The organism is Henriciella sp. (assembly GCF_049649345.1).
Taxonomy (GTDB): Bacteria; Pseudomonadota; Alphaproteobacteria; order Caulobacterales; family Hyphomonadaceae; genus Henriciella.
In genome coordinates this window covers 1-2,046 of record NZ_JBARZC010000455.1, presented here as the reverse complement: position 1 = coordinate 2,046, position 2,046 = coordinate 1, and the positions used below count along the sequence as shown (strand labels likewise).

General features: G+C 61.3%; 3 protein-coding genes. 2 read left to right on the top strand and 1 reads right to left on the bottom strand.

Going from position 1 to position 2,046, the window contains the following annotated elements; all coding sequences use genetic code 11:
- Together WA989_RS12575 and WA989_RS12570 are read left to right on the top strand one after the other, a co-directional pair.
- The coding region (locus WA989_RS12575) for an FG-GAP repeat domain-containing protein (RefSeq protein ID WP_424340838.1) at positions 1–977 on the top strand (977 nt) is incomplete at its 5' end.
- Complete coding sequence (locus tag WA989_RS12570) at positions 974–1,435, top strand: YaiI/YqxD family protein (RefSeq protein ID WP_424340837.1); 462 nt, start codon at positions 974–976, stop codon at positions 1,433–1,435. The genes WA989_RS12575 and WA989_RS12570, both read left to right, overlap by 4 nt.
- Positions 1,436–1,439: 4 nt before the next feature.
- On the opposite strand, the gene WA989_RS12565 is transcribed toward WA989_RS12570, so the two are convergent.
- Positions 1,440–2,046 (bottom strand): class I SAM-dependent methyltransferase (locus tag WA989_RS12565; RefSeq protein ID WP_424340836.1); only part of this gene is annotated, 607 nt, incomplete at its 5' end.

Genomic DNA, 2,046 nt, shown 5'->3' with positions numbered 1-2,046 from the left:
ACCTCGACGTGCTGATCGCCAATGGCCGGCACTGGGCGCAGCCTGATTTTGTCTATTACAATACCGGCAATGGCCGGCTCACCACGGCCCGCCAGCTCGGCGCGCTGCATGGGCCGAGCTATATCGTCCGCGCCGCTGACGTGGATGGCGACGGCGACATGGATGCCGTTGTCGTTGGAGACGGCATCCCGGCGCAGGTCTTCGTCAATGACGGGACGGGCGTGTTCAGCCGTTCTGAAGCGATTGAGGGCAGCGCAGGCCCGGCACGTAATGCCCTCCTTCAGGATCTTACCGGAGATGGCGTGCCGGACCTTGTGACCGTCCAGCGCCGCGGCGGTGTCCTGTTCTTTCCAGGCGTCGGCGATGGCAGCTTTGAAGGGCCCTTCCCGATGCCGGGCGACCTCAATGGCGCAACCGGCATTTCAGCGGCTGACTTCAACAAGGATGGGCGCACCGATCTCGTTATTGCCTGCCGCGATGGCGGGCCGAGTTACCTCTTGATGAACCTTGCCGGGCGCGGCTGGGCCGAATTTCCGATTGAAGGCAGCGAGGGCGATCACAGGCAGGTCATCGCCACCGATCTCAACCGCGACGGGCAAGCCGATATCATTCTCGGCTCGACAAAAGGCACCCTGTCCATCCTGCTCGGCAATGGCAGCCGCACCTTCGCCGCCGGGCAGAAATTCGTCGAGGACGGACGCTCGATCCAGGCGCTCGCGGCGGCCGATCTCGACGGCGACGGGGACATCGACATCCTAGAAGGCGCCGGCGAGGACAATAACCGTGTCTATCTCAATGACGGCTTTGCGCGCTTTTCGGTGATGCCGCTCGAAGATGCTTCGGAAGACACGTATGGCGTTGCGATTGGCGACATGAATGGCGACGGGCTGAATGATCTCGTCTTTGCCAATTCCGGCGCGCCAAACCTGGTCATGCTGGCGCAGACCGAAGACGCAGAAGAAGACACGCCGAAGTGACGACGGCCATTGCGATCCATGTCGACGCCGATGCCTGCCCGGTCAAGGATGAGGTCTACAAGGTCGCGCTTCGCCACCAGCTGCCGGTGAATGTAGTCGCCAACAGTTTCATCCGCGTGCCGCAGCATGCGCTGTTCAAATTCATCATGGTGCCGGATGGGCCGGACGTCGCCGATGACTGGATTGCCGAGCGCGCGGACGCCAATTCGGTCGTGATCACGTCAGATATCCTGCTCGCCGAGCGCTGCCTGCAGAGCGGCGCGCGCGTCCTGTCGCCGAAGGGCAAACCGTTCACGCAAGCCTCTATCGGCCAGCAGGTTGCCACACGCGCGATCATGGAGGGCCTGCGCTCGACCGGCGAACAGACGAGCGGGCCAGCGCCCTTCAAGGCTGCTGACCGGTCAAATTTTCTCTCCGCGCTGGAAGTCGAAATCCAGAAGCTGAAGCGCGCGCGCTGACGGGTCAGGCGGCGCGGGCGACGATAAATTCGGCGCTCAACTTCTTTTCGGGGCTGAAGGTCTCGACGGTTTCGAAGCCTGCCTCCTCCATCATCGCGAAAAGCTGGTCCCGCTTCAGATATTTCACGTGCGGCGCTTTCCCGATGAGCTGCATCACCGGGATGATGAAGGGCGCGATCGGCATCGCGTCCTTGAGACAGACCGTGCTCTGGATGAAATATCCGCCCGGTTTCAGCAGGCTCTTCACTTTTTCCATGACAGCGAGCGGATCGCGGCAGAGATGAATGATATTGAGGCCGAGGACCACGTCGAACTGGCGCCCGGCCGCATCAAAGCTCTCGATATCTGTACGCTCGAAAGTGATGTTGTCGAGACCGGCCTCAGCGGCGCGCTGGCGGCCGAATTCCAGCATGTTATCGGCGACATCGGTGGCGGTGATATGCTTCACGAATGGCGCGTGCAGGATGGCCGTCGAGCCGGTCCCGCACCCGAACTCGAACACCTCACTCTCAGGCGTCAGGTATTTTCGCGTGATCTCGAGCTTTTTATCGTAGGTCTCCTGATCGGAGATGGGCTGCTTTGAGTATTTTTCCGCAATCTTGTCCCAGAAC